22 protein-coding genes and 1 tRNA gene are annotated in these 24,248 nt (G+C 63.5%); 11 read left to right on the top strand and 12 right to left on the bottom strand.

The window, feature by feature from the left end:
* Positions 1-22 precede the first annotated feature (22 nt).
* The gene (locus PQR54_RS05915) at positions 23-2,071 is read right to left on the bottom strand and encodes an oxidoreductase (protein ID WP_408244476.1); all 2,049 of its coding nucleotides are present in this window, start codon (positions 2,069-2,071) and stop codon (positions 23-25) included.
* 339 nt (positions 2,072-2,410) lie between these two features.
* On the opposite strand from PQR54_RS05915, the gene PQR54_RS05910 reads away from it, so the two are divergent.
* Positions 2,411-3,205, top strand: a complete 795-nt coding sequence (locus tag PQR54_RS05910; RefSeq protein ID WP_408244475.1) for a DUF4397 domain-containing protein — start codon at positions 2,411-2,413, stop codon at positions 3,203-3,205.
* Between the two features lie 227 nt (positions 3,206-3,432).
* Here PQR54_RS05910 and PQR54_RS05905 read toward each other — a convergent pair whose 3' ends face one another.
* Positions 3,433-3,567 (bottom strand): entericidin A/B family lipoprotein, encoded by a 135-nt coding sequence (locus PQR54_RS05905; protein WP_408228397.1) that lies wholly within the window; start codon positions 3,565-3,567, stop codon positions 3,433-3,435.
* 234 nt (positions 3,568-3,801) lie between these two features.
* Positions 3,802-5,286, bottom strand: coding sequence for a sensor histidine kinase (locus tag PQR54_RS05900; protein ID WP_408244997.1), 1,485 nt, complete (start codon positions 5,284-5,286; stop codon positions 3,802-3,804).
* Positions 5,287-5,547: 261 nt separating this feature from the next.
* Here PQR54_RS05900 and PQR54_RS05895 point away from each other — a divergent pair, with 261 nt between their 5' ends.
* The 5 genes from PQR54_RS05895 to PQR54_RS05875 all read left to right on the top strand — a co-directional run bounded on the left by PQR54_RS05895 (position 5,548) and on the right by PQR54_RS05875 (position 8,030).
* The gene (locus PQR54_RS05895; protein ID WP_012433645.1) at positions 5,548-5,724 is read left to right on the top strand and encodes a DUF1328 domain-containing protein; all 177 of its coding nucleotides are present in this window, start codon (positions 5,548-5,550) and stop codon (positions 5,722-5,724) included.
* 107 nt (positions 5,725-5,831) lie between these two features.
* Positions 5,832-5,993, top strand: a complete 162-nt coding sequence (locus PQR54_RS05890) for a DUF1328 domain-containing protein (protein ID WP_006052455.1) — start codon at positions 5,832-5,834, stop codon at positions 5,991-5,993.
* A gap of 101 nt (positions 5,994-6,094) precedes the next feature.
* On the top strand, positions 6,095-6,667 hold the full coding sequence (locus PQR54_RS05885; protein ID WP_408244474.1) for a ferritin-like domain-containing protein: 573 nt from the start codon (positions 6,095-6,097) through the stop codon (positions 6,665-6,667).
* Between the two features lie 281 nt (positions 6,668-6,948).
* A complete protein-coding gene (locus tag PQR54_RS05880) occupies positions 6,949-7,581 on the top strand; it encodes a response regulator (RefSeq protein ID WP_012433643.1) in 633 nt (210 codons plus the stop codon).
* Between the two features lie 20 nt (positions 7,582-7,601).
* Positions 7,602-8,030 (top strand): response regulator, encoded by a 429-nt coding sequence (locus PQR54_RS05875; protein ID WP_408244473.1) that lies wholly within the window; start codon positions 7,602-7,604, stop codon positions 8,028-8,030.
* Positions 8,031-8,056: 26 nt separating this feature from the next.
* On the opposite strand, the gene PQR54_RS05870 is transcribed toward PQR54_RS05875, so the two are convergent.
* Positions 8,057-9,256, bottom strand: a complete 1,200-nt coding sequence (locus PQR54_RS05870; protein ID WP_408244472.1) for an MFS transporter — start codon at positions 9,254-9,256, stop codon at positions 8,057-8,059.
* Positions 9,257-9,467: 211 nt separating this feature from the next.
* Between PQR54_RS05870 and PQR54_RS05865 the strand changes: the two genes are divergently transcribed.
* Positions 9,468-9,953 carry a DUF2569 domain-containing protein gene (locus tag PQR54_RS05865; RefSeq protein WP_408244471.1) on the top strand — a complete coding sequence of 162 codons (486 nt, stop codon included), beginning with the start codon at positions 9,468-9,470 and terminating at the stop codon, positions 9,951-9,953.
* Positions 9,954-9,963: 10 nt separating this feature from the next.
* Here PQR54_RS05865 and PQR54_RS05860 read toward each other — a convergent pair whose 3' ends face one another.
* The 6 genes from PQR54_RS05860 to PQR54_RS05835 form a co-directional block, all read right to left on the bottom strand.
* Complete coding sequence (locus PQR54_RS05860) at positions 9,964-10,791, bottom strand: phosphodiesterase (protein ID WP_408244470.1); 828 nt, start codon at positions 10,789-10,791, stop codon at positions 9,964-9,966.
* A 45-nt stretch (positions 10,792-10,836) separates the two neighbouring features.
* Entirely contained in the window at positions 10,837-11,883 is a 1,047-nt protein-coding gene (locus PQR54_RS05855) for an ABC transporter ATP-binding protein (protein WP_408244469.1), read from the bottom strand.
* A complete protein-coding gene (locus tag PQR54_RS05850; protein WP_408244468.1) occupies positions 11,880-12,782 on the bottom strand; it encodes an ABC transporter permease in 903 nt (300 codons plus the stop codon). The genes PQR54_RS05855 and PQR54_RS05850 overlap by 4 nt, the downstream gene beginning before the upstream one ends.
* Positions 12,783-12,829: 47 nt before the next feature.
* Positions 12,830-13,654 (bottom strand): ABC transporter permease, encoded by an 825-nt coding sequence (locus tag PQR54_RS05845; protein ID WP_408244467.1) that lies wholly within the window; start codon positions 13,652-13,654, stop codon positions 12,830-12,832.
* Complete coding sequence (locus tag PQR54_RS05840; protein WP_408244996.1) at positions 13,651-14,640, bottom strand: ABC transporter substrate-binding protein; 990 nt, start codon at positions 14,638-14,640, stop codon at positions 13,651-13,653. The genes PQR54_RS05845 and PQR54_RS05840 overlap by 4 nt, the downstream gene beginning before the upstream one ends.
* 252 nt (positions 14,641-14,892) lie before the next feature.
* Positions 14,893-15,963 (bottom strand): LacI family DNA-binding transcriptional regulator, encoded by a 1,071-nt coding sequence (locus PQR54_RS05835; protein WP_408244466.1) that lies wholly within the window; start codon positions 15,961-15,963, stop codon positions 14,893-14,895.
* 192 nt (positions 15,964-16,155) lie between these two features.
* On the opposite strand from PQR54_RS05835, the gene PQR54_RS05830 reads away from it, so the two are divergent.
* Positions 16,156-16,240 (top strand) — tRNA-Leu (locus tag PQR54_RS05830).
* Positions 16,241-16,340: 100 nt separating this feature from the next.
* Here the strand turns inward: PQR54_RS05830 and PQR54_RS05825 are convergent.
* Together PQR54_RS05825 and PQR54_RS05820 are read right to left on the bottom strand one after the other, a co-directional pair.
* Positions 16,341-17,324 (bottom strand): branched-chain amino acid transaminase, encoded by a 984-nt coding sequence (locus PQR54_RS05825; RefSeq protein ID WP_408244465.1) that lies wholly within the window; start codon positions 17,322-17,324, stop codon positions 16,341-16,343.
* Positions 17,321-20,920, bottom strand: coding sequence for an indolepyruvate ferredoxin oxidoreductase family protein (locus PQR54_RS05820; RefSeq protein ID WP_408244464.1), 3,600 nt, complete (start codon positions 20,918-20,920; stop codon positions 17,321-17,323). The genes PQR54_RS05825 and PQR54_RS05820 overlap by 4 nt, the downstream gene beginning before the upstream one ends.
* 97 nt (positions 20,921-21,017) lie before the next feature.
* Between PQR54_RS05820 and PQR54_RS05815 the strand changes: the two genes are divergently transcribed.
* The 3 genes from PQR54_RS05815 (at position 21,018) to PQR54_RS05805 (ending at position 24,104) form a co-directional block, all read left to right on the top strand.
* Positions 21,018-21,923 (top strand): LysR family transcriptional regulator, encoded by a 906-nt coding sequence (locus PQR54_RS05815; RefSeq protein ID WP_408244463.1) that lies wholly within the window; start codon positions 21,018-21,020, stop codon positions 21,921-21,923.
* Between the two features lie 231 nt (positions 21,924-22,154).
* Positions 22,155-23,237 (top strand): LacI family DNA-binding transcriptional regulator, encoded by a 1,083-nt coding sequence (locus PQR54_RS05810; protein WP_408244462.1) that lies wholly within the window; start codon positions 22,155-22,157, stop codon positions 23,235-23,237.
* Positions 23,238-23,432: 195 nt separating this feature from the next.
* Positions 23,433-24,104 carry a cysteine hydrolase family protein gene (locus PQR54_RS05805; protein WP_408244461.1) on the top strand — a complete coding sequence of 224 codons (672 nt, stop codon included), beginning with the start codon at positions 23,433-23,435 and terminating at the stop codon, positions 24,102-24,104.
* Positions 24,105-24,248: the final 144 nt, after the last annotated feature.

Raw genomic sequence — 24,248 nt, 5'->3', positions numbered from 1 at the left:
AGCGGGCGACGACCGGCTTGCTTCACAACGCCGCCGCCACTTCCGCGCCTTCGCGAATCGCGCGTTTCGCATCCAGCTCGGTTGCCACCTTCGCACCGCCGATCACGTGATAGCGCGGGCCATCGGCGTGGTCCGCCTTCGCGTCCGCCGCCGTTTGCGGATGCAGATCGCGCAGCGATTCCTGCCCCGCGCACACGACGATCGTGTCGACCTCCAGCCACTCCTCGACGCCCTCACGCGCGATCTTCAAGCCGCGCGCGCTGATCTCCCGATATGACACGCCGCCGAGCATCTTCACGCCGTTTCTCGCCAGCGTCGCGCGATGCACCCAGCCGGAGGTCTTGCCGAGTCCCATGCCGAGCTTGCCGGCCTTGCGCTGCAATAGCCAGATCTGCCGCGGCGGCTGCGCCGGCGCAGGCGGTTTCAGCCCGCCGCGTTCCCGCACGGCCAGATCGACACCCCATTCGTCGAGCCACGCATCGCGCGGCACGGGCAGCGGCTCGCCCGCGCGATGCAGCAGAAACTCGCTGACGTCGAAGCCGATGCCGCCCGCGCCGATCACGGCGACGCGCTGGCCGACCGGCGCACCGCGCAGCACATCGACATAAGACAGCACGTTCGGCCCGTCGATGCCGGCAATCGCCGGCCGCCGCGGCACGATGCCGGTGGCGACGATCACGTCGTCGTAAGCGCCGGCGGCGAGCAGCGCGGGATCGACGCGCGTCTCGAGCCGCACGTCGACGCGATGGCGCTGCAACTGGCTCTGAAAATAGCGGATCGTCTCGCTGAACTCTTCCTTGCCCGGCACGCGCATCGCCAGATTGAACTGGCCGCCGATCGTTGCGCTGGCATCGAACAGCGTCACGCGATGCCCGCGCGCGGCAGCCACGGTCGCCGCCGACAATCCCGCCGGACCCGCGCCGACCACCGCGATCGAACGCGCGGCCTGCGCGCCGGCGACCGGCCGGTAGATCAGTTCGGTTTCGCGTCCCGCACGGGGATTGACGAGGCACGTGGCGCGCTGGTTCTTGAACGTGTGATCGAGACAGGCCTGATTGCAGGCGATACAGGTGTTGATTTCATGCGCGCGTCCCTCGGCGGTCTTGACGACGAACTCAGGATCGGCCAATAGCGGCCGCGCCATGGAAACCAGATCGCCGGCACCTTGCGCGAGCAGTGCTTCGGCGAGCTCCGGTGTATTGATGCGGTTCGACACGATCACCGGCACCTTGACGGCCGCCTTCAATCGCGCGCTCAGTTCGGCGAAGGCCGCGCGCGGCACCGAGGTCACGATGGTCGGTACCCGCGCTTCGTGCCAGCCGATGCCGGTATTGAACATCGTCACGCCGGACGCTTCGAGCGCCTGGGCGACCTGCACGGTTTCGTCCCACGTATTGCCGCCTTCCACCAGATCGATCAGCGAGATCCGGTACACGACGATAAAGCGTTCGCCGCACACCGCGCGCACCCGCTCGACGATCTCGCGCGCGAGCCGCATGCGGTTTTCGATGCTGCCGCCGTAGGCGTCGGTGCGGTGATTGGTGCGCGGACACAGGAACTGGTTGAGCAGATAGCCCTCGCTGCCCATGATCTCGATGCCGTCGTAGCCCGCGCGTTGAGCGAGGCGCGCGCAGCGCGCGTAGTCGCGCACGGTCTTCGTAATACCGGCGATGCTCAACGCGCGCGGCTTGAACTTCGAGATCGGCGATTTGATCGCCGACGCGGAGACCACGAACGGTTGATAGCCATAGCGGCCCGCATGCAGGATCTGCAGCGCGATCTTGCCGCCTTCGGCATGCACGGCCTCGGTCAGCTTGCGATGATTGCGCAGATCGAGCACGGAATTGAGCGTGCCGCCGAACGGCAACAGCCAGCCCTCGCGATTCGGCGAGATGCCGCCCGTGACGATCAGGCCGACGCCGCCCTTCGCGCGCTCGCGGAAATACGCGGCGAGCTTCGGGTAATTCCAGAAGCGGTCTTCCATGCCGGTGTGCATCGAACCCATCACCACGCGATTGCGCAGGCGGGTGAAGCCGAGGTCGAGTTCGGCGAGTAAGTGTTGGTAAGACATGCGGAGGACCAGGTAAGTATTGGGCGCGCACGAACGATACACCGCGCGGCATGCCAGCCCTCCGAGGAAAAATTCTAATCCACGTAACTCGTTGCTCCGTAAGACATTCCTCAGTCGCCACCAGACATATCGAAAGCCGCGGCACGCGCATTGCTCAAAGCGAGCGTCCATCGACCGAATCGCGCGATGGCAGCAGGGATAGGAGGGGCACTCCGTTTCGCAGAGCTGGCCTGACCGTTCGTATGACCGACGAACAAGTGTCAGACGGTGTGTTGTGCGAAGCGGGAGTCCACAAAATCAATGGGCTGTGAGCCCGACAAATCGATACAGGTGAACATAATGAAACTGATCCGAACCATGGTGGCGATGGCTGCCGTTGCATCCGTTCTGAGCGCATGCGGTGGCGGCTCCGACGACGTCGGCAAGGAACTCGGGCTGACCAACCCGGAGATCCATTTCATCCATGCCATTCCCAGCGGCCCGGCCGTCGACTTTCTCGTGAACGGCAGCGCGCCCTCGGGGCAGACCAACATCAGCTATAAGGGTGTGACGAACCTCACCAATATCAACACGGGCGCGACCACGGTCGCTTACTCCGCGACCGGCACGACGACCGCGCTCGCGAGTGGCAGCTTCCCGGATGTCGCGAAGGGCCACGAATACACGGTGCTCGCCTTGCCGGGTCTGGCCGCGCCGGACATCGGCCTGATCGACGATCCGTTCGACAAGGGGCTGCTCTCGAATAGCGCGCGCCTGCGCGGCTTCAACGCGTCGGCGAACGCGACCAACCTCGACCTGTATCTGGTCCAGTCCACCGCGACCGACATCACCAACGTCTCGCCGACGATGGCCGGCGTGGCGTTCAAGAACGCAGTGCCGGCGAGCGGTCAGGATTCGATCTATGTGTCGGGCGGCACCTACGTGCTGATCGCGACCACGGCCGGCAGCAAGACGCCGATCTTCCAGTCGCCGGCCTTCACGCTGTCGAACAATGCCGACTGGCTGGTGACGTCGGTGCCGATCGCGGGCGCGCTGAGCCAGCTCGTGCCGGGTCAGATCCATTTGCTGGTCGCGCAGAACGGCAACACGCAGACACCGAGCGTCGAGTTGACGAACACGCTCAACGGCCAATAAGCGCTGACGAAAGCGCCGGCTGAGCGGATGCAATAGACGGTGCGTCCTGGGGAGGACGGAGCGGCGATCCACGTGAGTGGATCGCCGTTTTGTCTGGTGCGTAGCCCGCGAAGACAATTAAAAACGACCGCGCGAAAAAAACCCGCCGCGGTTTCCCGCGGCGGGCTCTCCCTGTCCTTCATGCAGGACGCTGTAAAGCGCCCGACATCTGCTTCGTTATACGCTGCTTACTTGGCCTTCTCAGCCGAGTTCGAGATGGCGTCGCCACCCTTCGAAATATCCTGCCCAGCCCCCGCTACGGTGTTGCAACCGGCGAGCGCAGCTGTCCCTGCAATGAGAAGCAAAGCGATCAGTCGATTCATGAAAGTTCTCCTTGTCGAGAATGCATTGGTTGACGTGCCCATGTTGTACGGCACGCGCCAGCTGAGCTAGCTGTCGTCCGACCGGGGCTTACGCCAGTCGATCCGGTCTGATTGCATGGTAAAAAAAGGGCGGGGGCGGCGCTGTCGGCTGGGCTGCGATTTTCGTGTAGGCGTGCTCCGGTGTTTGCGTCGGCGCACTCCTACAAGTGCGCCGCAACCCTGCGCAAGCCCTTGCTAGACGGACGTTCGCGAAGGCGTCGCCGGCGGCAGATCGACTGACGGCGTCGCGGTGCTGACGCTCGGCATTTCCACGTGGATGTCGGTGCCGTTCGGCACGCCGCGCCGGATATCGAAGCGCCCGCCATGCGCGGCGACCCGCTGGCGCATGCCCAGGAGGCCGTGGGTGTGCGTGCGGTTCAGATCGGCCGGCATGATGCCGACGCCGTTATCGGCGATATGCAGCGCCACCTGGCCGTCGCCGACCTGCAAGGCAATCGATACCTTCGAGGCTCGCGCGTACTTGGCCGCGTTGGTAAGCGACTCCTGCGCGACGCGGAACAGCGCGATTTCGGTTTGCTCGTCGAGCTTGATGTCGTCGGCGGGCAGATGCAGGTCGAGTGTCCAGTTGTTGCGCTGCGCGGCTTCGTCGGCGAGCGTGCGCAAGGCGGTGACGAGCCCGAAGTTGGCCAGCACCGTAGGCCGCATATCTTCGATGATGCGGCGCTTGAGCGCGATGCCCTGGTCGAGATTGGCGAGCGCCCGTTTGAGTTTCTCGGCGATGTCCGGCTCGCTGTCCTTCAGCTTGCGGTTGGCCCATGCCACATCCATTTTGCTCGCCGTCAGAATCGCGCCGAGTTCGTCGTGCAATTCGCGCGCGAGCTGGGTCTTCTCGTTTTCGCTGACCGCCTGCAAGTGCCAGCCGAGCGCCTCGAGCTGCCGGGTGCGTTCGGTGACGAGCTGGTCGAGACTTTCCTGTTGCGTGATCAATTGCCGCTGCACGCGTGCCTGACGATCGATCTGAATGCCGAGATTGCGAAACAGCAGAATGAACAGCACGATGTTCAGCGCCGACAGACCCGCTGCGCACAGCGTGGAGATGCGCTGATCGCCGCGGCTCGCGGTGAGCGCGTGTTGCGCGCGGCGTTCCTCGTTATCGCGCAGCAGCGAGAGCGTGCTGTCCACCAGCGACGCATCGGCCGGACTGGCCTCGCTCGCGCCGCCGCAAGCGGACAGATCGAGCGGATGCGGCGCCGCGCGTTGCAGCGCGGACGCGCCCGCGCCGATCCGCGCTTCGATCAGCGCAAGAATCTGCGTGAAGCTGGCGAGCTCGGCGCTGTCGGCTTTGCCGCCACGGTAGAAGCGGTTCAACTGCTGTTCGCTCTGGCGGATGCGCACTGCGGTCGCGCAGAACTCGTGCGCGGTAGCGTCCTGCTTCGTCAGAAGAAAGTCGCTTTGCTGGGCGCTCAGGCGCGACAGCTGGCTCGCCAGCGTGCTCAGCTGCACGGTGACGTCGCGCGCTTCGAGCGCGGTTTCGTATTCGGCGGCAATGCGCTGGCGCGCGGTCTCGAGTATCACGAGGCCGCCCACGGTAATGACGATCGCGACCGTCATGGCGATCGCCCAACTGCGGCTGCGCATCCAGTCGCTCAGCCGGGCGGCGGCGCGAGGCGCGGTGGGACCCGCATGACCCGCGTGGCCCGCATCACCCGCGTCCGGCATGTTCTGCACATTTGGCACATTCGGCTCCTCTGATGGGGCATCAGTGTAACGTCCGCTGCGTTCGGCGACGGTGCCGCCATCGCGCTGCCGTTACCGCGCCGCACGCCGGCCTGGCGAGCCGAACGTGAGCGCCGTAACGCTGCCGTAATCCAATGTAAGCGGATTCTCACACGAAAACCGGCGTGCGTCGGAATGCGCCGCGCGTGGCCGATCGATAGGATGGACCTGATCGTTCAATCAATGTTTCGGGAGGAAGCCATCATGCTGAAATGGGCGTTGTTCTTCGCCGTCATCGCGGTGATCGCCGGCCTTCTTGGCTTTACCGGTGTCGCGGCGGGCGCGGCGGCGATCGCGAAGTTCCTGTTCGTCGTGTTCGTGATTCTGTGCGTGGTGTTCCTCGTGCTGGGCTTCGTGGTGACGAAAAAGATCGTCGATTAGCGCTGCTCGATGAGGAAGTCGCGAGCCGCTTTCCCAGGTGCGAGAACGGTTCGCCAATCAGTGTTGTGCGCCCATGCCACGCAGATACAACAAGAAGGAGAGTCGTCATGCTTCACTATGCCATTGTCTTTTTCGTGATTGCGATCATCGCCGCCGTGTTCGGTTTTACCGGCATTGCAGCGGGCGCGGCCGAAATTGCCAAGATCCTGTTCTACATTTTCCTCGTCGTATTCGTGGTCACGCTGCTGCTCGGCGTCTTCCGAACGTAGACGGGTGGTCATTCGCGGCCATGGTTCCTTGTGCCGGCGCATCAGGCGCGATTCGTGCGTGATGCGCAGTTCCCCCTAATACCGGACAAAGGAGAAATTCAATGTCGAAGTCATTAACCGCTCAGGGTGCGCCGACTCAATCCAGCGATCCGTTCGTGATGGATCTGAAAAAGATTCGCGAAGACGCGCGCAAGCACATGTCGGATGGTCCGGTCACGCAAACCTATGGCGCGGATCGCGAGACCGTGCTGAAGCTGTGTAACGATGCACTGGCTACGGAAATCGTCTGCGTGCTGCGTTATAAGCGGCATCATTTCATGGCCAAGGGCATCAACTCCGAAGCCGTGGCCGCAGAGTTCGCCGAGCATGCTGCCGAGGAACAGCAACACGCCGACAGCATCGCCGAACGGATCGTGCAACTGGGCGGCGAGCCGGATTTCGCGCCGGACGGTCTGAAGACGCGCTCGCACTCGGAATACAAGGAAGGCGAGAACCTCACGGACATGATCAAGGAGAACCTGATCGCCGAGCGTATCGCGATCGACACGTACCGCGAGATCATCCGTTATCTGGGCGACAAGGACGTGACGACGCGTCGTATGTTCGAAGAAATTCTCGCTGTCGAAGAAGAGCATGCCGACGACATGGCGGATCTGCTCGAAGGCCGCGAGTAAAAAGCAGCTGGCGCCGCGCGCGGCGGCGCGAAAAAACGCAGAAGCGAACAGCGCATTAAAGAAACGTAGCACGACGGCGAGCGGCAGCGCTCTACATCGCGGCCCGCTCAGCCGGTTCAGGCAGCGTGGCGGACTGCGCAGCGGGCGCGGGTGGGCCACAAGGTTCCCCGCGCCGGCATGCGCCGCCCGGTTTTCCCAATCCGGCAGAAGCCATGCCGGAGATCATTACAATGTCTGCTTTGGAGCGATTCCACTGTTCCATTGCACGGACACCCAAACCGATGATTCGAGTGCTGATAGCTGACGACCATGCGATCGTCCGAGGTGGCTTCAAACAGTTCGTCGCTGACGAGCCGGATATGTGCGTCGCGGCCGAAGCGGCCACCGGCGACCAGACCATCAGCCTCGTGCGCGAACAGGCCTTCGACGTGGTGCTGCTCGACATCGCGATGCCGGACAAGAACGGCATCGACACCTTGCGCGTGATCAAGCAGGTGCGCCCAGAACAGGGTGTGCTGATTCTGTCGGGCTACCCGGAGAGCCAGTACGCAATCAATCTGCTGCGCGCGGGCGCGAACGGTTATCTGAACAAGGACTGCGAGCCGGAGGAAATCGTGCGGGCGATTCGCGCGGTGGCGCGCGGGCATCGTTACCTCTCCGAGGCGGTCGCCGACACGCTCGCCGACAACCTCGACAAACCGGCGGCAGGGCGTCCGCACGAAGCGCTCTCCGAGCGCGAGTTCCAGATTTTCTGCAAGCTCGCGGCGGGGCAGATTCCTACTGACATCGCGGAGGAACTGCATCTGTCCGTGAAAACCGTGAGCACTTACCGGGCTCGCGTGCTGGAGAAAATGCGGTTGGCGAACAATGCCGATCTGACTTATTACGCGATCAAGAACGGCTTGATCGAATAATGGACGATCGAGATATTCCGATGAACAGCGAATCGAACCCTGTTGCCGACCCAGCCCGTCACGCGCCGTTGCGCGTGCTGCTGATCGAGGATTCGCCGCTGATCCGCAGAAGCCTCGTGGAAACGATCGACGCGTCCGGGCTGCTCAAGGTCGCCGCATACGCGGATTCCGCGGATCAGGCCATTGCTCTCCTGAGCGACGAGTCCTTCGACGCGGTGATCGTCGATTTGCAGTTGAAGCAGGGTTCGGGCGTGCCGGTGCTCGCCTACTTGCAGCGTGAAGGATTGATCGACAGGGTGTTCGCCGCGGTGCTGACGAATCACGCGTTGCCTGCGTACCGGGAGCGCTGCGAGCAATATGGCGTGCGGCACTTTTACGACAAGTCGTTCGAATTCGATCGCGTGATCGACGCGCTGCACGAATACGCGTACGCGCGAAGCAGCAAGTAAGCGCTTCGCGCTGTGCAAATAGCGGCCTAGCTCTCCGCGCGTGCGGGAAGCGCCAGATGATTCCACGCCGCAAGCCCCGCGAACACGATCCCGGCCACGCTCACACCAATCCACCCAAACGCCGGCCACACCACTGCGCCGACACCGGAGCCGAGTGCTCCGCCGATGAAATACGCCACCATGTACACCGTATTCACGCGGCTGCGCGCGTCCGGCTTGAGCGCGTAGATGCGCGACTGATTGGAAATCTGCGCGGCCTGCACGCCGATATCCAGGATGATCACGCCGACCACGAGCCCCGCGATGCTCTTCGCCGATACGCCGAATACGACGAACGAAATCGCCACCAATACGATCGACAGGGTGATGATCGCGCGCGGTCCGCGTCGATCGGAAAACTTGCCGGCGAGCGGCGCGGCCATCGCGCCTGCCGCGCCGACGATACCGAATAACCCGGCCGCCTGCGGCCCGAGATGAAACGGCGCGCCGGCCAGCAGCAGGGCCAGCACCGACCAGAAAATGCTGAATCCCGCGAACAGGGCCGCGCCGGTGAGCGACGCTTCGCGCAACTCGCGATGCTCGACGATCAGATGCCACATCGAGACCAGCAGCTTGCCGTAGGGCAGCGTGGAAGTCGGCTGGCTCTTGGGCAGACGCAACATGATGACGACCGCCAGCACCAGCAACGCGACCACGGACGCGCCGAAGACCGCGCGCCAGCCGAAATATTCGGCGATGACGCCCGACGCGGTTCGCGCCAGCAGAATCCCCAGCAGCAGACCGCTCATCACCGTGCCGACCGCGTGGCCGCGTTCGGACGGCGGCGCGATTTCCGCCGCGAACGGCACCGCCTGCTGCGCGATGGTGGCGAGCACGCCGATCGCCAGACTCGCGACGATCAGCACGGTCAGCGTCGGCGCCGCGGCTGCCACGACCAGCGCGACGCAAATGGCGGCGATCTGCAACAGGATCAGACGGCGCCGGTCGAAACGGTCGCCGAGCGGCGCGAGCAGCAGCATGCCGACCGCGTAGCCGAGTTGCGTGACGGCCGGCACCGCGCCGACCCACGACGCGCTGTGCGGAAACGATTGGCGGAAGTCGTCGAGCAGCGGCTGGTTGTAATAGATGTTAGCCACCGAGACACCGGCGATGGTGGCGAGCAGAAACAGCAGGCCGCGCAACGACCGGTCGGCGGAAGCGGGAGTGGACGCGTTGGAAGTGGACATGAGAGGGTGCAGTCGACGGACCGGCCCATGCGCGGTCCTCAAGCGTGCCGATCATACCGGAGCACGGCGGATCGTGCTGACAGCTACGAGGCGAAGCGGCACGTTGGCACAGCGGCCTCACAACGCCTTGCCAACAAAATGAGATGGTCGTTCGGCTTTCGTTCGTAGAATCGCCGCGCATTATCCGACCGACGATTATCAGAACGACCCCATGACCCCGATCACGAAACATGAACCTCGACACCTAGGCGGCTCGCTGCTCATCGTGCTGATTTGCCTCGCGGCCTGGGCGCTCCATACCGCGATCGCGATGCGCGATCCACTCAAGCTGATGCTCGAATGGGAACTGCTGGCCGTGTTCGCGCGGCCCGAAACACACGGCTGGTATCGCACCGTGATCGTGATGGTGGGCTGCGACGTGCTCACGGGCGTGTTCATCGTCGCGGGCATGGGCTGGCTGGCGCTGCTTGCATGGCGCAAGTCGCCGCGCTTTACCGCGCACGTTCAGGCCTGGCTGCTGGCGATCGTCGCGATGCGCACCGGCGCGTATCTGCTCGGCGATCACATGACGCACGCGATCGGCATCGACATCGCCATTCCATTCGACGGCTTCATTCAGGCTGTCGTGGCAGCCGCGCTCGGGATTCCGTATTTCAGGTTTTCCCGGCGCGTTCGCGAGACTTTCATCGACGCCTGACACGCACGGGTCAATCGATCAGATCGCCCTCGGGCTCGTAAAACGGATACGGGCCATCGGCTTTCTCAACATACGCGTGATGCGTGACGATGCCGGTCGCCGGATCGTAGCGATGCAGCGCATACGCGGGCGGTTCCATCATGAACGCGGACGGCGCATCCCCGCGCAGATCGAGCGCGACCTGATGCGCGGGCGCCGGCACTGCAGAGGCGATCGTGCCGCCGAAACGCACGAACATGGGCCGGTGCACATGCCCGCAGATCACCCGCTCCACGTTCGGATAACGCGCGATCAACGCCGCGAGCTTGTCGGCGGCGGCGGGGTCGAGCCGCAGTTCGTCCATATGCCCGATGCCGCACACGAACGGCGGATGATGCAACGCGACTACCGTCGGTTTGCCCTGCGCCGCATCGAGTTGCGTGGCGAGCCACGCGAGCCGCGCATCGCACAGATTGCCGGCGCTTTGTCCCGGCACCATCGAATCGAGCGCGATGACCCGCAGCGGTCCGACATCGACCGCGTATTGCACGAACTCGCCACCGTTTTGCAATTCCTTGCGATCGGGAAACGCGGCGCGCAACGCGGCGCGTTCGTCGTGATTGCCGACCAGCATGAAGTAGGGAATCTCTAGCGGCGCGAGCAGTGTTTTCAGGTGTTCGTACTGTTCCGGATCACCCTGATCGACGAGGTCGCCGGTCATGATCACCGCGTCCGGACGCGGCTCGAGCGCATTGAGCGCGGCGACGCAGCGTGCGAGATAGGCGCCGGTGTCGACGCGGCGATAAGCGAGCGCGCCGGGGCGTTTGATATGCAGGTCGCTAATTTGAGCCAGCAGCATGGGGATGTCCTTTTTATAGCGCGCTATTAAAACAGCGCGGCTTCATTACGATAGCGCAATCAGCGCGTCCTGCGCGATGGAAATGCCGACCGGCGTGCCGCGCGCCAATTCCACGCGGCCGGCTACGTCGATCAGCAACGCGTCCGGCGCGGCGCCGCCGACCGTCAGACGCGTGCGTTCGCCGAGAAACGCGGTGCTTTCGATATGTCCACGCAATTGCGCATGAGCCGGATCGGCCAGATAAGCGTCTTCCGGGCGGAAGAAAATTTCGTGCGCCGAGTTCACGTGCGCGGAGCCCGCGGGCAGCGGCACGGCACCGCCCGTGGTACTCAGCATGCCGTCGCGCCGCTCGCCCGCAAGCCGGTTGATCGTGCCGACGAACTGCGCGACCGTGCGATTGGCGGGACGGTAATAGATCTCGCGCGGCGAGCCGATCTGCTCGATACGTCCCGCGCTCATCACGACGATGCGGTCGCCCAGTTCCATCGCTTCGGCCTGATCGTGCGTGACGTAGACGGTCGTGATCCCCAACTCGCGCAGCAGCGTGTTCATTTCGCTGCGTAGGGTGTCGCGCAAGCGGGCGTCGAGGGCGGTCAACGGTTCGTCGAGCAGCAGCACGCGCGGCTGCACGGCGAGTGCGCGAGCGAGCGCCACCCGCTGACGCTGACCGCCGGAAAGCTGATCGATAGGCTTATCGGCGTGTGCGGTGAGACGCATCATGCCGAGCAACTCGTCGACGCGTTGCCGCGCCGTTTCGGCGGGCACGCGTTTGATTTTCAAACCGTAGCCGATGTTGCCGCGCACCGTCAGATTCGGAAACAGCGCATAGCTCTGGAATACCATCCCGACCTGGCGCTTTTCGATCGGCAGGGCGGTGACGTCGTCGTCGCCGAACGCGATGCGGCCGCCGGCATCTGGTGTTTCCAGACCCGCGATCATGCGCAGGGTCGTGGTCTTGCCGCAGCCGGACGGGCCGAGCAGCACCAGTGTTTCGCCGGCGTCGATATGCAGGTCGAGCGGTTCGAGCACGCGTGTGCCGCGAAACGTTTTCGCGCATTGCGTCAGCGTGATGGGAACGGAAGCGAGTTTCATGGCTGGATGGCCTTTGAAGAAGAGCGCGCGACGCGCTTTTTCGCCGCGCTGCGCTGGCCGGTCGCATCGACGCCGAGCCATTGCATCGCGACAAGCAGGGGCATCGTCATGATGAAAAACAGAATGGTGTAGGCGCTGCCGATCTCGATGCGCAACGACGCGTAGGTGTCCGCGAGACCGACCGGCAGCGTCTTGGTATCGGGCGTGTGCAGCATCCACGTGAGGTTGAATTCGCCGATCGAAAGCGTCAGCACTGCCAGCGCGCCGGCCACGATGCCGGGCCGCGCATTGGGCAGCACGATCGTCACGAAGCGCTGCAGGAAGCTCGCGCCGAGACTCGCGGCGCCTTCTTCGAGCGTGCGCAGATCGCTGCTTGCGCACACCGCCGCGACCGCGCGCACCATGAAGGGCAGCGTGAACACCACGTGCCCGACCACGATGAACGCCACGCTCATGCGGAACATCGTGAAGCCGCCGTACACCACCAGCAGCGCGAGCGCGGACGCGAGACCGGGCAGTGCGATCGGCAACACCAGAAACTCTTCGATGATGCGCGAGAGCCGCGTCTTGCTGCGGGCGAGCACATAACCCGCCGGCACGCCGGTCAGCAGCGTGACGAGCAAGGTGGCCGCCGCCACTTCGAGCGAGAGAAACACCGAGCCGTGATACTGCGTCCACACTTCGCCGAGCCAGCGCAGCGTGAGTCCGCTCGACACGCCCTTGAAGTAGTTGACCGTGAGGCCCGCCATGATCGACATGACGACCGGCACGATCAGGAACGCGCACAGCAGCAGCGTGACGAGCCATTGGCCGGTTGCGAGCCACGTTCTTGCGTCCGGCCAGCGCATGTGTGAACGCGGTTTGGCGGGTGGTTGTAGAGAAGTAGTGATTGAACTCATTGAATTATGGTTCTCCGCTTTGGAAGCGCCCGGTTCGGAAACGCCATTCATGCGCTTGCCGCCACGGCCGAGCCGCTTACGCTGCGCGCCAACGCCAGCACGGCCCACGTCACGATGCCGAGCACGATCGAGAGGCCCGCGGCCGTCACCATGTTCGCGTTGAGGGTGAACTCGGTGTAGATGGTCATCGGCAGCACGTCGATGTCGGTGGCGAGCGTGAAGGCGGTGCCGAACGCGCCCATCGCAGTGGCGAAGCACACGGCGCCGGCCGCGATCAGGCCCGGCGAAAGCGCGGGCAACACGATGTCGCGCGTGATGCGCCACGGCGACGCGCCGAGCGAACGCGCGGCTTCTTCGAGCGATGCGTCGAGCTTGGTCGCCGAAGCCATTACGGTGACGATCACGCGCGGAATCGAGAAATACAGGTAGCCGAGAAAGAGCCCGCTCATCGAATAGGCGAACACCCAGCGGTCGCCCGTGAGTTTCAGCGAAAGCGCGCCGATCAGCCCCTGGCGTCCCGCCAGCATGATGACCATGAAGCCGACCACCACGCCCGGAAACGCCAGCGGAAACGTGAGCAACGCGAGCAGCGTGCGTTTCAACGGAAATTCGCGCCGCGCCAGAAGCAGGCCCGCGATCACCGAAAGCACCAGTGTCGCCGCCGTGACCGCCGCGGACAACAGCACGGTTGCGCCGAGGCTCGACATGTAGCGCGGATTCGCCAGCATCGCGCGATAGGTGGCGAACGCGTGGCCGTCGCCGCTCAGCTGCGCGAGCGCGCCCATCGGCAGCAGCCAGAAGGCGATGAACACCGCCAGCGCCGGCGCGATCAACGCGATGCGCCAGCGCAGCGGGAACGTGATGTCGTTCAATGCATCACCTGCAGATAACGCTCGCCGAAGCTCGACTGCTTTTCGGCCATCTTGCCGAAGTCCACCGGTTTGGCGCGCGCATAGTCGCTGGCCGGCAGGAATTTCGCGGCGGTTTCCGGGCTCATCGCATTCGCGCGCACCGGACGCAGGTAAGCGTCGGCCCACAGTTTCTGGCCTTCGTCGGAGAGTACGAAATCGAGCACCTTCTTGCCGTTCGCTTCATGCGGCGCGCCCTTCACGAGGCTCATCACGTACGGCACCGAGATCGTGCCTTCCTTCGGAATCACGAATTCGACGTTCGCGTGATCCTTGTACTTCGCGCGGTAGGCGTCGAAATCGTAGTCGAGCAGGATGGGAATTTCACCGGACATCACGCGTGCATAGGCGGTCTGCTTCGGCACGATCGGCGCGTTGGCCTTGAGCTTGCGAAACCAGTCGAGGCCCGGCTCGAAGTTATCGAGCGTGCCGCCGAGCGCCTGGTTCACCGCGACCGCGCCCGCATAGCCGACGAACGCGCTCGACGGATCGAGGTAGCCGATCATGCCTTTGTACTCGGGCTTGAGCAGATCGGCCCACGAGCGCGGCACCGGCTTGCCTTCGAGTGCATCCTTGTTGACGAAAAAGCCCAGCGTGCCCGAGTGAATCGAGAACCAGTAGCCTTGCGGGTCTTTCAGGTTGGCGGGAATGTCGTCCCAATGCGCGGGCTTATACGGCTGGATCACGCCCTTGTCCTTGGCCTGGAAAGCGGACGAGACGCCGAGATACACGACGTCGGCGACCGGGCTCTTCTGCTCGGCCATCAGTTGCGCGATCGACTGTCCGGAGTTCTTGTTGTCGAACGGCACGCGAATGCCGGTCTTTTGCTGGATCGCCTTGATCTGGCTCGCCCAGTCGGCCCATTCGGGCGGGCAGTTGTAGCAGATCGCGGATTCATCGGCGTGCGCGGCTCGCGGTGCGATCGCGGCGAGCGCGGCGGCGACCACCATGCCGGCCGACAGCGCGGCGGCCGTGGAGCGCGCGAGGCGATGCCAGAGCGGTCGGAGCGGTTTGATGGGCGAAGCGAAATGTTTGGCAGAGCGGATCACTGCGGGTCTCCAGGAGAAGAAGCGAGCGGGTGGTTCGGGTTTTGGGGTGGGTGACTCAAAGTCGTCTTGCAGGGCAGCGGGTTAAACGTTTTCATGTCGGCATGTGTGGACGCATGTCGCGCTAAAGTTGGTCAGCGCGCGCTGCGCGGCGCTTCAGGCGAACGGCCGCTCGGCGGACATCGATGTACGCGCAGGCGTTGCGTCGTCGCGGTTCGAAATCGCCGCGATGGTGGCGCCGTGGCGCAAGCTGTGCGGCAAGGTCAGCGTGAGCGAGGTTTCGCTCAACGCTTCGTAAGTGCCGGTGACGCGCGCCAGCAAACGCTGCCAGGCCGCGCAGCCGATTGCGCGATTCGGCGCGCAGATGCTGGCGAGCGCGGGCGACAGCAGTTCGCCCATTGCAAGGCCGTCAAAGCCGAGAATCGACATGTCGTGAGGAATCTGCAGACGCGCGCGGCGCAGGCCGCGCATGACCACCATCGCCAGCAGATCGTTACTGCAGAAGAGGGCGCTAGGGCGGTTCGGGCCGCTCGTCAGATGAGCGAGCACCGAGGGCGACAGTTCTTCGGCGTTGAAATCGACTTCGAGCGCGGGCGCCGGCGTGAGGCCGGCCTGCTGCATTGCCTGCGAATAGCCGAGATGCCGCTGGCGGGCGCGATCGGAAGCGGCCAGTGTGCCGGCGAGCATGAGGATGCGGCGATGGCCGTGCGCGATCAGCATGCGCACGCCGTCGTACGCGGCGAGACGATTGTCCACCGAGACCGACGGACGACGCACCGTGTCGTTATGCATCAGCACGTAGAGCAGCCCCGCGCGGTCGAGTTCGTCGAGCAGCGGGTGCGTGTCGGCATCGGCGACCGTCAGGATCAGGCCTTCGACGCGGTGTTCGCGCAGCGTTTCGATGGCGTGGCGTTCGCGATCGGCGTCGTACTGCGTGGTCATCAGCATGAGCCGGTAGCCTTGCGCCGAGGCGAGTTCGTCGATGCCTTGCAGGCACTCGGCGAACACGGGATTGGCGAGCGTCGGCAGGATCACGCCGATCAGGCGCGTGCGTTCGCCGCGCAATTGCCGGCCGAGCGGGCTCGGGCGGAAGTTCAGGGCGTCGATGGACTGACGCACCTTGTCGAGCGTGACCGGGTTGACGGTGTGCGGCGCGTTGATCGCGCGCGACACGGTGGCGATGGAGAAGCCGGCGTGGGCAGCGACATCTTTGATCGTCGGGATCATGGTTTCCGCTCGGGTGTAAACGTTTTCGTGAGCGGATTATCGGGAAGGTTTGTGACTTGAGGATGACGCCGGTATTTGCGGATACGGCTTGGGGAACTGGAGGCGGGCGGGTGTCGGCGGGACGGTTTTGCACCGGTTTGGTACGCCCGGCGGGCAATGGTAGAATTCGCGTCCACACGCGTTTCGACCCCCGCCGGGGTGATGAAATTGGTAAACATAGCGGACTTAAAATCCGCCGCCTCACGGCTTGTCGGTTCGAGTCCGATCCCCGGCACCACCTGTCCCAGTAAGGGATTCGTCTGTTTTTGCGGCTTGACCGCCCATCTTCGGGATGTGGGTTTTTCTTCCCTCAACCGGATTCCGTCGCATTACCTCTTCTAGCCGATCCGGCCCACAGACGTCTGCGCGACGGCCTCATCAAGCGGCAAAGGGCGGGGCACTCCCGTCAGCCAGTGCGCGTACCGCTCCGACTTACCGGCAACCGCCGCAAAAAACGTTTCCTGCAATGACGCGGTGACCGGGCCACGCTCGCCATTGCCAATCACGCGATCATCCAGTTCACGAATAGGCGTGACCTCGGCTGCCGTGCCGGTGAAAAACGCTTCGTCGGCGCAGTACATTTCGTCGCGCGTAATGCGTTTTTCGACAACCTGAAGACCCTGGTCCCGCGCGATTTCAATGACCGACGCGCGTGTGATGCCGTCGAGGCAGGAGGCCAGGTCCGGCGTGTACAACACGCCGTTGCGCACGATGAAGACGTTTTCGCCCGCGCCCTCGGACACATAGCCTTCCGTGTCGAGCAGCAGCGCTTCGTCGTAACCATGGCGGGTGACTTCGCGATTGGCCAGGATCGAGTTGATGTAGTAGCCGCTCGCCTTGGCGCGAACCAGCGACACATTCACGTGATGCCGCGACAGCGACGATGTCTTGACACGAATGCCGCGCGCGAGTCCTTCCTCGCCAAGATAGCTGCCCCAAGGCCACGCGGCGATGCCGACGTGAACGGTGTTGCCGCGCGCACCGAGCCCCATCTGCTCGCTGCCGAGCCAGACGAGCGGGCGCAGATAGCACGCCGTCAGCTGATTGCGGCATACCACTTCCAGTTGCGCTTCGCGAATCGTTTCGAAGCTGAAGGGTATGGCCATTTCGAGGATCTTCGCGGAATTGAAGAGTCTTTTCGTGTGGTCGTCGAGCCGGAAGATCGCCGGCCCCGCCGCGGTCTCGTATGCCCTGACGCCTTCGAATACCGCCATGCCATAGTGGAGCGAATGGGTCAGGAAGTGGAGTTGCGCATCGCGCCACTGCACCAGTTCGCCATCCAGCCAGATCACCCCGTCACGGTCGTGCATTGTCGTTTTCATAGCGCTTGTTCGAAAAGTTGGGAAGACGAAACAGGCGGCGTGCCGGCCGTACCGGCCCGGTATTCGGCAAGCCAGCGTTCGCGCTTCGCTGCCGCGGCGAGCACGTTGCGCTCCTTGACGTGACCGAAGCCGCGAATCTCGTCGGGCAGATTGGCGAGCTTCATTGCTGTATCGAATCGGGCGGTGTCGAGCGTTGCGCAGAATTCGTCGATCAGCGCGAAATACTGCGCGATCAGCTCGCGTTCATTGCGCCGTTCTTCCGTCTTGCCGAATACGTCGAACGTCGTGCCGCGCAGGAACCTGAATTTTTCGAGCACGCGGAACAGCGAGAGCGTCCATTGTCCGAATCGCTGCTTCTTCAGGTGGCCGTGCTCGTCGCGTCTGGCGAGCAATGGCGGCGCGAGATGAAACGCGAGCTTGTAATCGCGACCCGGCTCGCCTTCGAACTGGGCCCGCAGCTTGTCCATGTAAACCGGGTCCGCGTAGAGACGGGCCACTTCGTATTCGTCCTTATAGGTCATCAGTTTCGCCAGATTGCGTGCGACCACTGGAGTGAGGCGCGGTTTTGCTCCGCCCATGAGCGCCGTTTCCTTCGCGCGCAGCCGTTCTACGGTTTCGACATAGCGCGCCGCATAACGACGGTTCTGGTAGGCACTCAACCGCTCGACGTTGCGCTCGATCAGGCGGTCCAGCGATTCCGGCATCTGCACGACAATGGCCTGCTGTTTCGCGGACTGCGGCGTAAAAGCGTCCACGGCGGCTTCGCCGTGCTGCGCGACATAGCGGCCCCATTCGAACGCCAGCCGATTCTTTTCGACGGCTACGCCATTCAGTTCGATCGCGCGATCGAGGCTGTCGTAGCCGAGCGGCAGCCAGCCGCGTTGCCAGACAAAGCCGAGCAACAGCGGATTGGCATAGAGCGTATCGCCCAACAGCGCGAGCGCGAGACGATTGGCGTCGATGAAATCGCAGTCGTCGCCGATGCTCGCGCGCAGATCCTGTTGCGTTTGATCGGCCGGAAAACTCCAGTGGGGATCCCGCACGAACTGCGCGGTCGGCGTGGCGCCGCTGTTGATCGCCGCTTTCGTGATGCCGCGTTGCGTGCGTGCCAGCACTTCAGCGGAAGCGGAGACGATCGCATCGCAGCCGAGAATCAGCCGCGCTTCACCGGCCGCGATCCGGGTGGCGTGCAACTGGTCGGGTGCCGCGGCGATCTGCACATGACTGAGCACGGCGCCGCCTTTCTGTGCGAGCCCGGCCATGTCGAGCACGGTGACGCCTTTGTTTTCGAGGTGAGCCGCCATGCCCAGCAAGCCGCCGATCGTCACGACGCCGGTTCCGCCGACGCCAGTCACCAGCACGCCGTACGGCTTCGCGAGTGATGCGATCGTGGGCCGAGGCAGCGCGGCGAAATCGGGCAACGCGGCCGCGGATGTCGGTTTAGCGGGCTTCTTAACCTGTGCGCCTTCCGCCGTGACGAAACTCGGGCAGAAGCCGTTCACGCACGAAAAATCCTTATTGCACGACGACTGGTTGATCTTGCGCTTGGTGCCGAGCGACGTTTGCAACGGCTCGACCGACAGACAGTTCGACTGCACCGAGCAGTCGCCGCAACCTTCGCACACCGCATCGTTGATAAAGGCGCGCTTCGCCGGATCGGGATACGTGCCGCGTTTGCGGCGCCGGCGTTTTTCGGTCGCACAGGTCTGGTCGTAGATCAGAATCGAGGTGCCCGCTATCTCGCGCAATTCGCGCTGCAATCGGTCGAGTTCGTCGCGGTGATACACCTTCACGCCTTCTGGAAGGCGAATGTTCGCGTCGTATTTCTCCGGCTCGTCGGTCACGATCAACACGTGCTTCGCGCCTTCCGCAACGACCTGAAACGCGATCTGCGGAACGGTGAGCACGCCGTCCACCGGTTGGCCGCCGGTCATCGCAACTGCGTCGTTGTACAGCACCTTGTAGGTGACGTTCGCGCCGGCCGCAATCGAAGCCCGGATCGCGAGCAGACCCGAATGAAAATAGGTGCCGTCGCCCAGATTGACGAACACGTGACGCTCATTCGTGAAGTGCATCTGGCCGGTCCACGCGACGCCTTCGCCGCCCATCTGGCTGAAGGTCTCCGTGTTGCGGTCCATCCACATCGACATGTAGTGGCAGCCAATGCCGGCCAATGCGCGAGAGCCTTCGGGCACACGCGTGGAGGTATTGTGCGGGCAGCCCGAACAGAACCACGGTTGCCGCTCAGTCACGGAACGCGGCGTGGCCGCCTCGCGTTCCTTGGCCTCGATCACCGCAACGCGTGCTTCGATCCGCGCCCGCAGATCGGCGGGCAGATCGGCTTTAGCCAGGCGCCGGGCGATCGCTTTCGCGATCAACGCGGGCGACAGTTCGTAGTGCGCGGGCAGCAGCGTCTGCCCACGCGGTACGGACCATTCACCGCCTTCGTCGTCGCGCTGATCGAACTTGCCGAACACCTTCGGACGCACATCGTCGCGCCAGTTATACAGTTCTTCTTTGAGCGCATATTCGAGAATCTGGCGTTTTTCTTCCACCACCAGAATCTCGTCCAGGCCAGTTGCGAAGTCGCGTGCGTTCTGCGCATCGAGCGGCCACACGCAACCTACTTTCAGCACGCGGATGCCGATGCGGGCGCAGGTTTCGTCGTCGAGCGAGAGGTCGGCGAGCGCCTGCCGCACGTCGAGATACGCTTTGCCCGCGGTCATGATGCCCAGGCGTGGGTTGGGGCTGTCGATCACCACGCGGTTCAGCTTGTTCGCGCGAACATAGGCGAGCGCGGCGTACCACTTGTAGTTCAGCAGACGCGCCTCCTGCGCGAGCGGCGGGTCGGGCCAGCGGATGTTCAGGCCGCCTGCGGGCATGTCGAAATCTTCCGGCAGGACGATCTGCAAATGGTCCGGATCGATGTCGATCGACGCGCTCGATTCGACCACGTCCGTGACGCATTTCATCGCCACCCACAGACCCGCGTAGCGGCTCATGGCCCAGCCGTGCAGACCGTAGTCGAGATACTCCTGCACGCTCGCCGGATACAGCACCGGAATGCCGCTTGCCACGAACATATGCTCCGACTGATGCGCGACCGACGACGACTTCGCCGCATGGTCGTCGCCCGCCAGCACCAGCACGCCGCCGTTCGGATCGGTGCCGGCCGCATTCGCGTGCTTGAAGACGTCGCCGGTGCGATCCACCCCCGGCCCCTTGCCGTACCACATGCCGAATACGCCGTCGACCTTGGCGCCCGGCCAGAGATTGAGTTGCTGTGTGCCCCACACGGCAGTCGCGGCGAGATCCTCGTTAACCCCTGGTTGAAACACGACGTCGTGTTCCTTCAGATGCTGTTTCGCTTTCCAGAGACCCTGATCGAGCGCGCCGAGCGGCGAGCCGCGATAGCCGGACACGTAGCCCGCGGTATTGAGGCCGGCGCGGCGGTCACGCGCCTTCTGCAGCATCGGCAAGCGCACCAGCGCCTGAGTACCGCTCATATAGACGCGGCCCTTTTCGAGGGTGTATTTGTCGTCGAGCGATACGGAGGCAAGCGCGTCACGTAGCGGGGGCGTCAGCGGGGCGTTCATGGGGAAGTCTCCGGCGGCTTTTATTAGAGGCGGAGTATAGGAAGCTGAATTTCCAACGTAAAATCACGAATACCGAATCCTGCTATTCGAAAAACACATGTCAAAAGACGTTACCTTGCGGCAGATGCGCTACTTCGTGGCGGCAGCCCAGAACGGGCAGTTTTCGATGGCGGCGACGGCCGAGCATGTGTCGCAATCGGCGATTACCAATGCGGTGCTCGCATTGGAGGAAACCCTGGGTACGCGGCTCTTCGAACGCCTGCCTCAAGGCGTCACGCTGACGCCGGACGGGCACGATTTTCTGAATCACGCGAGACACATACTCGATTCGGTGCGCGACGCGGTTTACAAGGCGCCGTTCCGCTCGCACGATCTGAAAGGGGCCGTGCGCATCGCGGCGTCGTATACGGTGCTGGGCTATTTTCTGCCCGAGTTGATGGCGCGTTTTCGCGCGACGTATCCTGACATCGAGATCGATCTGCACGACCTGGATCGCGAGTCGATCGAACAGGCCGTACTTGCCGGCGACGTCGATCTCGGTATCGTTCTGCTCTCCAACGTCGAAAATATCAGGCGTTTCCGGCACCATGTGCTGATCCGCTCGCGCCGGCAGTTGTGGACCGCGCCCACTCATCCTCTCGCGCAACTCAATGCGCCTTCACTCGCGGATATCGCGAGTTATCCATATATTTTGATTACGGTGGACGAAGGCGAACAGTCGACGCTGCGTTACTGGAAGCAGAACGATGTCGAGCCGAACATCGCCTTTCGCACCGGTTCAATGGAAGCGCTGCGCGGTCTGGTCGCGCATGGTTTCGGCGTGACGATTCTGTCTGACATGGTGTTTCGCCCGTGGTCGCTGGAAGGCAAGCGGATCGACGCGCGGCCCATTCTCAACGCGATTCCGCAGATGGATGCCGGCATGTTGTGGCGCAAAGGCGCGACGCTGGATACGCCGGCGGTTGCGTTCCAGCAGTTCCTCATTCATGCATGCGGGAGTTGAAAGCAGGGCGTGAGCGGGCCGATGAGAATGACAACGCACCGATCGAATCGAAGCTGGCGATCCACGTGTATCTGTTTTTCGCATAGCCCGGAATTCGTTTTCCTCATGCACAGACGGTGACCCACTCAGGCCGTAAAGCCGCGCCGACATTGGCCGTAGCCCGGACGCACTATAATCGCCCCGATGCATCGATTCATCGAGAATCGATCGACGACCTTTTCGCCTTCCGACATGCCCAAAGAGAGAGCCAGCAAACCCGTCAAGCCCGCCTTGCGCAGCCGCAAGTCTCCGCAGGGCTCGCCCACCGTGCAGGACGTCGCGCGTCTCGCGAAGGTGTCGGTCGGCTCGGTGTCGCGTGTGTTGAACGGCCGCGAGAATGTCGCGCCGGCCATTCAGGAGGCGGTGCGCGCCGCGGTGGCCGAGTTGAATTTCGTGCCGAACGTGGTGGCGCGCAGCATGCGCAAAGGCAGTTCGAGCGCGATTGGCTGCCTGATCTCCGACATCACTCAGCACACCGCCGCACAGATGGTGAGCGCCGCCGAAGAGCGCCTGCGGGCAAGGGGTTTCGAGATTCTGATCGCCAATTCGCATTACGATCTCGAGCGCGAACGGGCCATTCTGTCGAGCCTGAAGCAGCGCCGCATCGACGGATTCATCGGCGCGATTTCCGACGACGAGACGCCTTCGTATTTCAACTTCCTGCATACCCTGAACATGCCCGTCGTGCTGTGGGAGCGCGATGCCCAGGGCGAATTCAATTCCGTGCTGACCGATCACGCCGACGGCTGCCGTCAGGCTGTGCGCTATCTCGCGTCGCTCGGGCATCGCGCGATTGCGCTCGTGGCCGGCCACGAAAACACCTGGGTGGGCCGCGAGATGGTGCGTGGCTATCAGGCCGCTTGCGAGGCCGCCGGCATCGCGCGCGATCCGGCGCTCGTGCTGCGTACCAGCGCCTTCAACAAGGACGTCTGCCGGGTGCTGCTCAGCGCTCAGCAGCCGCCTTCCGCAATCATCGCCACGTTGAATGACGTGGCTATCGTGCTCGAAGTCGTGCGCGAAACCGGGCTGTCCATCCCGGCCGACCTGTCGGTGATTTCCATCGGCGAGCACGAGTATTCGGGAATCGCGTCGCCGGCCTTGACCGTGGTGACGCAAAACCCGCGCGACGTCGGCCGGGAAGCCGCGGACATGATGTTGCAGCTGATCGACGGCAGCGCGCCCTCCGGCATCCGTCGCTCCAAACATCCCATGCGGATGATCGTGCGCGAGTCGTGCGGCGCGCCGCGCAGCCCGGCACGCCGCAAAAAGCGCTAGCCCGGTTCCGTTCCCAGGGTTTGTCCGATCGCAAAGTTGCTTGACAGCGGTTTTTTCGCCGCCGACATTGCGCATATGCGTTAAATGAATCGATTCACCAAGATTGAAGGGTGTGAAATGGGCGACAGGAGAAACGCGTTACGATCGGGGCAGGGCGACAGCGAGGAACAAGGCCGCGCAGGCCGTCGGCGGTTTATGAAAACGGCAGGCGCACTGGCCGGCGCGGTGGCGACGGGACTCGGTCTCGACGGCTGCGGAGACGGCGGAATCAGCGCCGCGTCCGCGCAGAGCGTGGGTGCGCCGCTGCCCGTGATCGTCCCGGCGCAAACGGCGCTTGTGGTGATGCATTATCAGACCGACATCCTGGGGCTCTTTCCATCCGTCGCGCCTACGCTGCTCGCCAACACGCGCAAGTTGTGCGATGCCGCGCGGGCCAAGGGCGTCAGCGTCTATTTCGCCAAGATCCAGTTCAGTCCAGGCTATCCGGAAGTCAGCCCGTTGAACAAGAACGGGCAAGGGCTCAAGCAACTCGGCCTTTTTATCGACGACAAAATCGCGCCGGAACTCGGCCAGCGCGCTAGCGAACCGCTCATCATCGGGCATCGTGTGAGCGTGTTTTTCGGCACCGATCTGCAGGCGCGGCTTTCCGCGCAAGGTATCGACACGCTGATCATGGTCGGCATCGCGTCGACGGGTGTCGTGCTGTCGTCGGTCGCCTATGCGAGCGACGCGGACTTCCGCTTATACACCGTCAAGGATTGCTGTTACGACCCGGATCAGGTCGTGCACGATCATCTTTTTTCCACGGCATTCGATTCGCGCACGACGGTGCTGTCACTCGCCGATGCCTCGTTGCTGCTCGCCTAGGCCCGCCAGAGAGCGTCCTGAACCCGCCAGCCAGGGTTTCCGATATTTTTAAAAAGTTGACTCGCCGCGCCAATCTCACTATCGTCTGTGAATCGATTCACTAAACTGTAGAGAATCGGGCGGCATTGAAAAAGCAGACGATTT

This window comes from Paraburkholderia phytofirmans (assembly GCF_046028095.1).
Lineage (GTDB): Bacteria > Pseudomonadota > Gammaproteobacteria > Burkholderiales > Burkholderiaceae > Paraburkholderia > Paraburkholderia phytofirmans_A.
This window is presented reverse-complemented; position numbering and strand designations above follow the sequence as displayed.

What these genes read in the sequence shown, in the direction of transcription:
- PQR54_RS05875 (WP_408244473.1), top strand. Translation starts at nt 7,602, where the DNA reads ATGAACAGCGAATCGAACCCTGTTGCCGACCCAGCCCGTCACGCGCCG.
- PQR54_RS05905 (WP_408228397.1), bottom strand. Translation starts at nt 3,567, where the DNA reads ATGAATCGACTGATCGCTTTGCTTCTCATTGCAGGGACAGCTGCGCTC.
- PQR54_RS05915 (WP_408244476.1), bottom strand. Translation starts at nt 2,071, where the DNA reads ATGTCTTACCAACACTTACTCGCCGAACTCGACCTCGGCTTCACCCGC.
- PQR54_RS05820 (WP_408244464.1), bottom strand. Translation starts at nt 20,920, where the DNA reads ATGAACGCCCCGCTGACGCCCCCGCTACGTGACGCGCTTGCCTCCGTA.
- PQR54_RS05825 (WP_408244465.1), bottom strand. Translation starts at nt 17,324, where the DNA reads ATGAAAACGACAATGCACGACCGTGACGGGGTGATCTGGCTGGATGGC.
- PQR54_RS05890 (WP_006052455.1), top strand. Translation starts at nt 5,832, where the DNA reads ATGCTTCACTATGCCATTGTCTTTTTCGTGATTGCGATCATCGCCGCC.
- PQR54_RS05910 (WP_408244475.1), top strand. Translation starts at nt 2,411, where the DNA reads ATGAAACTGATCCGAACCATGGTGGCGATGGCTGCCGTTGCATCCGTT.
- PQR54_RS05860 (WP_408244470.1), bottom strand. Translation starts at nt 10,791, where the DNA reads ATGCTGCTGGCTCAAATTAGCGACCTGCATATCAAACGCCCCGGCGCG.
- PQR54_RS05810 (WP_408244462.1), top strand. Translation starts at nt 22,155, where the DNA reads ATGCCCAAAGAGAGAGCCAGCAAACCCGTCAAGCCCGCCTTGCGCAGC.
- PQR54_RS05885 (WP_408244474.1), top strand. Translation starts at nt 6,095, where the DNA reads ATGTCGAAGTCATTAACCGCTCAGGGTGCGCCGACTCAATCCAGCGAT.
- PQR54_RS05895 (WP_012433645.1), top strand. Translation starts at nt 5,548, where the DNA reads ATGCTGAAATGGGCGTTGTTCTTCGCCGTCATCGCGGTGATCGCCGGC.
- PQR54_RS05840 (WP_408244996.1), bottom strand. Translation starts at nt 14,640, where the DNA reads ATGGTGGTCGCCGCCGCGCTCGCCGCGATCGCACCGCGAGCCGCGCAC.
- PQR54_RS05880 (WP_012433643.1), top strand. Translation starts at nt 6,949, where the DNA reads ATGATTCGAGTGCTGATAGCTGACGACCATGCGATCGTCCGAGGTGGC.
- PQR54_RS05835 (WP_408244466.1), bottom strand. Translation starts at nt 15,963, where the DNA reads ATGATCCCGACGATCAAAGATGTCGCTGCCCACGCCGGCTTCTCCATC.
- PQR54_RS05855 (WP_408244469.1), bottom strand. Translation starts at nt 11,883, where the DNA reads ATGAAACTCGCTTCCGTTCCCATCACGCTGACGCAATGCGCGAAAACG.
- PQR54_RS05900 (WP_408244997.1), bottom strand. Translation starts at nt 5,286, where the DNA reads ATGCCGGACGCGGGTGATGCGGGCCACGCGGGTCATGCGGGTCCCACC.
- PQR54_RS05805 (WP_408244461.1), top strand. Translation starts at nt 23,433, where the DNA reads ATGAAAACGGCAGGCGCACTGGCCGGCGCGGTGGCGACGGGACTCGGT.
- PQR54_RS05815 (WP_408244463.1), top strand. Translation starts at nt 21,018, where the DNA reads ATGTCAAAAGACGTTACCTTGCGGCAGATGCGCTACTTCGTGGCGGCA.
- PQR54_RS05870 (WP_408244472.1), bottom strand. Translation starts at nt 9,256, where the DNA reads ATGTCCACTTCCAACGCGTCCACTCCCGCTTCCGCCGACCGGTCGTTG.
- PQR54_RS05850 (WP_408244468.1), bottom strand. Translation starts at nt 12,782, where the DNA reads ATGAGTTCAATCACTACTTCTCTACAACCACCCGCCAAACCGCGTTCA.
- PQR54_RS05865 (WP_408244471.1), top strand. Translation starts at nt 9,468, where the DNA reads ATGACCCCGATCACGAAACATGAACCTCGACACCTAGGCGGCTCGCTG.